Consider the following 7,741-nt stretch of genomic DNA (forward strand, 5'->3'; position numbering starts at 1 on the left):
CTCGGGTGCGGGGGCTTCCGGAGCTTCTGCCTCTGATGCTTCGGCCGGGGACTCCTCTGCTTCCTCAGCAGCGGTCCCGCCCTCCTCGGGTGCGGGGGCTTCCGGAGCTTCTGCCTCTGATGCTTCGGCCGGGGACTCCTCTGCTTCCTCAGCAGCGGTCCCGCCCTCCTCGGGTGCGGGAGGCTCCTGCTCGATGTCGCTCATGGTTCACCTCCCTCCGGCACTGGCGCTTGGGGAAGGATGCTGACTCTCACCAAGACGGGTGATCGGAACATTCAGAAAATAACTTCAGAAATCGCCTTTGGTGGAAAATTTACCTCTTTCGACTCCTTGTGGAGAAAGGGTGTTCTGACGGTCTTCGGTATTCAGGGTGGCTTGCTTCGGCTACAGAGCATTGCGTAGGGCCGAACCTGCGGCGTTGAGCAACTCGTTGATGAGCTGTCGGTCTCCGCTGCGGTGAGGAGTCCAGCGCAGTGTTGACCTGCTGGAGGCGGGTGATGGGGGTGTGCAGTCCGGAGCGGTTGCCGGCTGCCGCCTCGATCCGGATCCAGTCCCGGTACAACAGTTCGGCGCTCTCATCTGTCTCCCGGCCGGTGGCGATGGCCTGCCGGGCGGCGCTGAGTTGCGCACCCGCCCCGGGCGGCACACAGTCGTGGGCTGAGGAAGGATCTGCAGGCAGTCCGGCGCGAGTGCTGCGCCGCCCGCCACCGAGTCCGAGACGTCCCGGCGGCTGGGCACGCTCAGCACGGCCGAAGCCGAACTCGCCCAGACCACCGTCAAAGTGGCCGGAGACCGGGGCACCACACAGGTGTCGAAGCCTCGTGGCGCCCACCATAAGCCCCGCACCACCCGCCGCAGCCGAAAGGCCACGGCGGGGCGGGCAGGTGGCGCAACGCTGCCGCACCAGCGGCGGAAGGAAGCGAGAGACCGTACTCAAGCCGAAGCCCTCACGCTGTGGTGACGAGACGGACCTCTCGGGCCGAAATGCCCGGGATGCTGAGACCTGACTACGGTCTCGGCGACGGCTGCAGGTCATCGGCCGGCGCGTGCTGAGCATCCTGCATCTTGGTTCGTTCGACCGCTTGGCCGACTGCCGTGGCCAGCGTGGTCAGCGTTCCTGCTCGGCGACGATGTCCCTGCGCTCGACGGCGTCGGCACGCACGGACTCGGGGTCCGCGAGGTCCCTGCGGGTCATCGCAAGCACGGCCTGCCGCACCCCGAGCGCGTCGAGGATCTCCAGGTGTGCGAGGCGATTCCTCACGCTCCGTGCTCGAGTCGACTGAGAACAGCAAGCGCCGGCGATCGGACAAGAATCAGAGCAGGTCAGGACAGCGGCAGTAAAATGAGGCCAGCAGCAGCGCCAACGGCAGTTGGGCGGCGAAAGAGATGGAACGCTATGGGCCCGTCCCGCCGGGGTCGACACGTCTACCCCTCGCAACGCGGGATAGAGAACAGCTGCTGGTTTCAGCGACCGCGAGTGTTGTTGGCGAATTGGGCGCGGCGGCCGCGACGGTCTACCTCAAAGTGCCGGACACCCCGGAGCTGCAGGCTGCTGTCGTCACGGTGACCGCCACGGGAGTGGGAGCGCCCGAACGTATACCCCTGGATGACAGCAGCTGGCCGTCGTCACGGGCGTGGCAGTCGGGCCGTGTGGAGACCGCGGACTCTGCGGACATCATGGCAAGCCACCCGGACCTGACAGCCTTCGCGCATTTCCCACTGCAGGCCGCGGCCGCGCCGCTCTTCTCGCCGACCCGCCGCTTCGGGACGCTCTCGGCTTTCTGGCTGCCCGTAGGTGGCGAGATCGCTGAGCCGAAGCGGGAGCGACTGGCCGTCGCAGCCTCGTCGCTGACCCGCGACCTGGACCGGTTGGCCGATCATGGGACATCGATGGTTCCACCCCTGGTACCGCACGTGGTCACCGTAGAAGGTGAGGGGGCGCTCGCCGAAAGCATGACCTTGTCAGCCGCTCCGCTCGTCTACCATCTGCACAAACTCGCCACGCTCCTGGCGACGACGGTTGACACCCGGGACGTCGTGGAGATGTCCATGGAGCGCGTGTTGGACGGATTCCAGGCCCGGGCTGCCGTCGTCAGCCTGGTCGATGGAGATCGGCTCCGCGTAGCTTGCAGCTCGGGCTGTGCAAGGGAATTCATACGCACCCTGAATGGCTCACTGCTCGCGCAGCGCAGGCCGGAGACGGACGCGGTGGACCGACGGCGGCTGGTCCTGTACGACCCTGGGGATACACAGACAGCCGGCCGGTTGCCCGAGCCGCTGTGGGACCAGGAATGCTTCTGGATGGTCCTGCCGCTGATGGCCGGGCGCAGGGCGGTGGGTGCCCTGTCGATGGCGTTCGGCGTCGAGCGCAGGGACATGGTCGCCGAACAGGGAACGCTGACCACGCTGGCCACGGCAGTCGGTCAAGCGGTCGAACGGACCAAGATGGAGGATGTTCAGCACGCGCTGGCCAATGACCTGCAGCACGCCCTGCTGCCACCCGTGCTGCCGCAGCCGGCCGGAGTGGTGAGCACCAGCAGGTACGCATCGGCGACCAGCGGGATAGAACTCGGGGGAGACTGGTATGACCTCATCAAGCTCCCCGAGGGCCGGGTCATGATGGTGATCGGGGACGTCCAGGGTCACAACACGGCTGCCGCTGTTGTGATGGGCGAGCTACGCAGCGGCGTGCGCGCCTACGCGACCGAAGGACACGACCCCGGAGTCGTGCTCGTCCGGGCAAACCAGCTCATGATCGGCCTGGAAACCGACCTCTTCGCCACCTGCTGCTGCGCCTGGCTTGATCCGGACACCGGCAGGGCGCAGATCGCCACTGCCGGGCATCCACCGCCTCTGATGCGCACGGCTGACGGCCGGATGCCACCCGTCCGTCTCGACGCAGGCATGCCTTTGGGCATCGCCCCGGAGGCGACCTACGAAGTGGCGGACCTGCAACTCGAGCCGGGCACGTTGCTCGCCTTCTACACGAACGGTCTCGCCGACGTCGGAGGCGATGTGGACCCCAAGGTGGTGAGCGCGGCCTTTGACGACCCCGGGAACCTTGAGGCCGTCGGCGACCGACTCATCAGGGGCTTCAGCGAGTCGCCCCTGCGGTGCGCCGACGATGCCGCGTTGCTCCTGGTCGTCTACGAAGGACCCTCGGCTGAAGCTCAGCACAACGTCCGACAGTTGAGAATCCACCGGCGCGATCTGCACGGAGCCCAGCAGACGCGCAGACTCCTGCGGGAGTGGCTGGCCGGGTGGGACCTGTCCGCCATGGCCGATGACGAGGAACTACTGGTGTCGGAGGTCGTCACCAACGGCCTGGTCCACGGTGACAGCGACGTGTATGTCTACGTGCACAAGTATCCCGAACGCATACGCGTAGAGGTCCGCGACAGCGATCCGCATCTCGCGCAGACCGTGACGGTTCCCCGCGAAGAGGACCAGGCCGAGGGCGGACGGGGACTGGTCATCGTTTCCGCGCTGGCTTCCGCATGGGGCAATTCACCAAGCGGACGAGGGAAAACCGTGTGGTTCGAATTGCCGATGCCGGATGCCCATGGCGCTGATGCCTGACACGGCACACCTTCGCGTGATGTCTCCGTGCACTTGACCGTCGGCCAGGCCCGCACCGCCGTCACACTCCGCCGGCCGCCGGGGCGCTGCAGTCCTGACCGGCTCATCGACCACCTCGGCCCCCACACCTCCCGATTCAAGAGGCCACCAGGCCACCAGGGTTGACGGCATTCTGACGGCAACCACGGACGTCACGGTACACAGCGGTGTGTGACGGACTGTCGACGCTGGTCGTTTCCGGGACGGAGACCGATCCACTCCGGACGACCAACTCGTCTGAAAAGCAGAGGGTCGCCCATTCAAAGGGCACGCAGCAGTGCACCACAGCTTTCGCTCAGGTCAGTGCCTTGCCCGGCTTCAGGAGGCAACCGCGGCCGATGGATCGGGTTAACGTGACGAGGTGGAGATGTTTCATTTGCGGTATTTCGTCGCGGTTGCCGAGGAGCTGATTTTTTCTGCGGCGGCCCGGCGACTGCACATGGCCACTTCGCCGTTGAGCCAGCGAATCAGGGACCTCGAGAAGGAGCTCGGCCACCGGCTGTTCGAGCGCGATTCACACAGCGTCACGCTCACGTCGGCGGGCGAGGCGCTGCTGCCGCTCGCCCAGGGCGTGCTGGAACAGATCAACGCCATGCCGTGGCGGCTGCAGGAGGCGGCCCGGCCGGGGCGTTGAACGGCTCGGCACACACCGCACACGCCGTCTCACACATAGCCGTAACGGTAGTTGAAAGTGAGATCACCTGTCACCCAGGTGTAACGGAGAACGGCGCCCCCAGGTGCTGGCACTCCACCCTCTAATCACATAGGGCATGCAGTTCGCTGCCTGTGACCTGGTGCTTCGGTGCGGTGCTGCACATGCGCGGCACATCCGGGATGTCGCCGACGGCCGACCTGTCGAAGCCCGACGTGCAGTGGCCCCAGCCGACCGGGGGAGGGCCGACTGGGGCCGTGGGGGGGCGCCCCTCACGTCATCGTCAGGCCTCCCGCATCGGGCGGCGCAGCGCCACGCCGATGTCGCGGCCGGGCGGGTGATCGTGCAGGGCAGCCGCGGTACTGCTCGCCGTGGCGGCCGCCCTTCCCGGTGCGCCTGGTCCGTGGCAGACGCGCCGGGGGTTTTCAGCGGGCCGGATGCCTCCGGGGCTGGGCCGCGGCAACCCGCTGGCACCAGTTGTGGAGGTAGACGTCTGGTGCAGCGCCGGAGCCCGTCTCGACCGCCTGCTTGTTGTAGCTCTCGCCCGGCTTGATCGGTTCGTCGCAGCGTGCGCAGATCACAGGTGGGCCCCCCACGCCAGGCGCCGCAGGACGTCGCCGACAGGGCAGCCGGAGGGGTGAGCCTTGCAGTGGCTGCAGGCGGTGGTGTGGTCGAACAGGGCCTTGTAGGCGGCCGTCGCTGCATGCTTGCGGCCCGGTCCTCCCAGTAGACCTTGCCCAGGGAGGAACCGTCGGGCCCGAAGGTACCCCTGAACGTCAGCTCGCTCGAGCCGCCCTGTGTCAGCATCCACCTGCTGATCCTGCTGGCATTCTTGTCCAGAGCGAAGTCGAGGACCTTCTGCGCCGTCGCCTCGTCCACCCACACGCTGTTCGACGCGGGTCTGCCGTACTTGCGTGTCTTGGCGGCGGACAGGGCCTTGCCTTCCTCCTCGTTCGGCTTCACGGGCTCCTCGAGGGTGTGCGCGTCGGGGAACTGGCTCTCGTCCAACGCCAGGTTGCCGCAGTTGTGGACCAGGACCGGGGTGTTGCTGCCCGCCACCGCGTAGAAGGTGTGCAGGCCGGACACGGTCAGGTCGTACACCGTCCGGGGCGTGGCCTGGTGCCGGTCGTGCAGGGCCGCCACGGTGCGCAGGGTTCCGTCGGGGCCGCGCAGGGTGTCGCCGTGCCGTAGGTCGGATGCCAGGGTCCAGACGCGGCCGGTGACGTAGAAGCGGTGTCCGGGTGTGCTGGTGAGGCGTCCGCCGTCGGTGAGGACGACATCGACCAGGTCGACGGTGGTGTGGTGGAACGTCCGCGTGACCGGCTCGCCCTGAGCGCGTCCCGTGGCCGGGTCGGTGGCCAGCAGCAGGTCTCCGGTCCGTACGTCACGCAGCGCCTTGCGGCTGCCGTCGGCGAGGACCACCTCCGTGGTGCCGGGGAAGCTGTTGACCTTGCAGGCCGTCCGCGCCTCCTCGTACACGTCGACCTGCCGCTCGATGTCCGCCAGCGTCTCCGCGTCGACGTCCAGCGTCTTCAGGGCCTTCAGAGCGTCGGCCACCCCTTCCCCGGACCGCAGAGCGGCGTCCATGCTTCGGATCGCACCGGCGACCTTCCCGAGCGGAAGCCAGGTGGCGGCCCAGGCGCAGTCGCCGAGGGTGCCGTCGCCGTCACCGGTGATCTTGTGATAACAGCCGGTGAAGTCGCCCTTGATCGAGTTGAAGATGCCCTTCCAGAGATCCAAGGTCACGTCCAGAGCGGAGACCTTGACCTCCTTGCTCAGGCCCTTGACGGTCACCGTCTTGAGGAAGACCGTATCCCCGGCGGACAGCCGGACTCAGTTGCGGGCACATCCGGGTTGAGGCACAGGTAGTAACTGACCACCGCGTCGAAGTGCGCGATGTACACCATGGTGTTGCAGTTGAAGTTGTGACACCCGCTGGGCAGTTGCTCGGGATCCCCGCCCTGCTTGATGTCGTCGATGACGGAGAACACTCCGCCGACACGGGTCGCCGCACCCCTCTGGACCTGCTGGTTGGCCGTGTTCCGTTCGGCCTGGTCGGCCGCGTCCTGGGCCTCCTTGGCGTACTTGTCGGCGTCCCTGGCCGCCTGTTCGGCCTCGGTCGCGGCGGCGGCGCGGGCGTGCTTGGCGTCCAGTGCGGCCTGGGCGGCAGCGGAGCGGGCCGCTGCGGCGTCGAGTTCGGCGGCGTCGGCCGAGTCGCGGGCGTCCTTGGCGTAGCCCTCGGCGTTGCCGGCGGCCGTGTCGGCGGCCGCGGCGTCGGCGGCTGCCTGCTTGTCGTAGTCGATGGTACGGGCCAGGGACGCGGAGGCGGCTGCGGCGGCCTTGGCCGCGTCGGCCGCGTAGCCGAGGGCCTCCTTGGAGTAGGTGCGGGCGTCCGCCGCGTACTGGGTGGCGTTCGCCGCGTGCTGATAGGCCTCCTTGGCATCCCCCTTGGCCTGGTCGGCGATGTTCTTGGCGGCGTCGGCCTCGGCAGCCGCGTTCTTGGCGTGGGCGTCGACGACGGCCTGCTGCTGGTCGACGATGGACTTGGACGCCTGCCCGGTCAGTACGACGAGGCCGGCGGCGGAGTCGGTGTCGACGTAAGGAGAGCCGAGCTGGACGGCGTCGTTGGCGGGGTCGGCGACCTGCTCGGCGGCCTTGCCGGCGTCCACGGCGGCCTGCGCGGTGACGTGCGCGAAACCGGCGGCCTTCGCCGAAGCGGCGAGTGCCTTGCCAGCCTCCGTGTTGGCCGCGTCAGCCTGGGTGCGGGCGTCCTTGGCGTGCTGCTCGGCCTCGTCGGCTAGTGCTGTGACCGCATAGGTTCACCGGCTTGGAGAAGCGTCGGCGTGGTGGGCTATGTTTTCGGCATGAACGACGCTGAAGTCGCCTCGCTCTTGGCCGGAGGTGCTCGGTACCCGTACCCCGGGGTGTGGCAGGACTCCCCTTTTGTGGAACACACGGTCGACGGTGCGCGGTATGCCCTGGTCGCGGTCGACCCAGGGCTGAGCGCGCTCGTCCTACGGCGTGATGACGGCTCGCTGTGGTGTCTGCCGGAGGGCGGTGTTCCTCCACTGGTGAACTCCAGCGTTGAGGCGTTCGTTGCCTTCAACCGTGCTTATGAGGAAGCCGCTGCTGAGGTCGCTGCATACGAGGGGCCCGGTGACGGTGTGAGCGAAGACGAGACCGTGGACCTGGCCGAGCAGGCCGCCGACGCGCTCACTGAAGCGTTGCTGGAACGATTCGGGATGCTTGACGCCAAGGCCGTTGCCGACGAGAACTCCTTCTGACACATCGGGGCTGAGGAGCTTGGCTACGGCATGAGTGTGTGACCACGCAGATCATCGGGACGGATGCCCGCTGACAGCTGTCCTGTCTCGGATAAGTGCGTTGTGGCAAACCGGATCTTGTTCGAGGTGTGCGGCGCGGGTGATCATCTGGACAGAGGTGCGGGTGCGGTCGCGGGCATGAGAGAAC

General features: G+C 67.5%; 7 protein-coding genes. 3 read left to right on the top strand and 4 right to left on the bottom strand.

From position 1 onward, the window contains the following. The coding region (locus ACFYX0_RS43015) for a hypothetical protein (RefSeq protein WP_388980117.1) at positions 1-204 on the bottom strand (204 nt) is incomplete at its 3' end. 904 nt (positions 205-1,108) lie between these two features. Continuing rightward, positions 1,109-1,261, bottom strand: a complete 153-nt coding sequence (locus ACFYX0_RS43020) for a hypothetical protein (protein ID WP_388980119.1) — start codon at positions 1,259-1,261, stop codon at positions 1,109-1,111. A gap of 230 nt (positions 1,262-1,491) precedes the next feature. Here ACFYX0_RS43020 and ACFYX0_RS43025 point away from each other — a divergent pair, with 230 nt between their 5' ends. Both ACFYX0_RS43025 and ACFYX0_RS43030 read left to right on the top strand, forming a co-directional pair. After that, entirely contained in the window at positions 1,492-3,579 is a 2,088-nt protein-coding gene (locus tag ACFYX0_RS43025) for a SpoIIE family protein phosphatase (RefSeq protein ID WP_388980121.1), read from the top strand. 406 nt (positions 3,580-3,985) lie between these two features. Beyond that, positions 3,986-4,252: a LysR family transcriptional regulator gene (locus ACFYX0_RS43030; protein WP_388980132.1), complete on the top strand. Its 267-nt coding sequence runs from the start codon at positions 3,986-3,988 to the stop codon at positions 4,250-4,252. Positions 4,253-4,315: 63 nt separating this feature from the next. Here the strand turns inward: ACFYX0_RS43030 and ACFYX0_RS43035 are convergent, their stop codons facing one another. Both ACFYX0_RS43035 and ACFYX0_RS43040 read right to left on the bottom strand, forming a co-directional pair. Further along, on the bottom strand, positions 4,316-6,064 hold the full coding sequence (locus tag ACFYX0_RS43035) for a polymorphic toxin-type HINT domain-containing protein (protein WP_388980123.1): 1,749 nt from the start codon (positions 6,062-6,064) through the stop codon (positions 4,316-4,318). Then, positions 6,061-6,939 carry a hypothetical protein gene (locus tag ACFYX0_RS43040; RefSeq protein ID WP_388980126.1) on the bottom strand — a complete coding sequence of 293 codons (879 nt, stop codon included), beginning with the start codon at positions 6,937-6,939 and terminating at the stop codon, positions 6,061-6,063. The genes ACFYX0_RS43035 and ACFYX0_RS43040 overlap by 4 nt, the downstream gene beginning before the upstream one ends. A 174-nt stretch (positions 6,940-7,113) precedes the next feature. Between ACFYX0_RS43040 and ACFYX0_RS43045 the strand changes: the two genes are divergently transcribed. Next, positions 7,114-7,554, top strand: a complete 441-nt coding sequence (locus ACFYX0_RS43045; protein WP_388980129.1) for an SUKH-4 family immunity protein — start codon at positions 7,114-7,116, stop codon at positions 7,552-7,554. The last annotated feature ends 187 nt before the right edge of the window (positions 7,555-7,741 follow it).

It is taken from the genome of Streptomyces sp. NPDC002573, from assembly GCF_042889625.1.
Taxonomy (GTDB): domain Bacteria; phylum Actinomycetota; class Actinomycetes; order Streptomycetales; family Streptomycetaceae; genus Streptomyces; species Streptomyces gibsoniae.

What these genes read in the sequence shown, in the direction of transcription:
- ACFYX0_RS43030 (WP_388980132.1), top strand. Translation starts at nt 3,986, where the DNA reads ATGTTTCATTTGCGGTATTTCGTCGCGGTTGCCGAGGAGCTGATTTTT.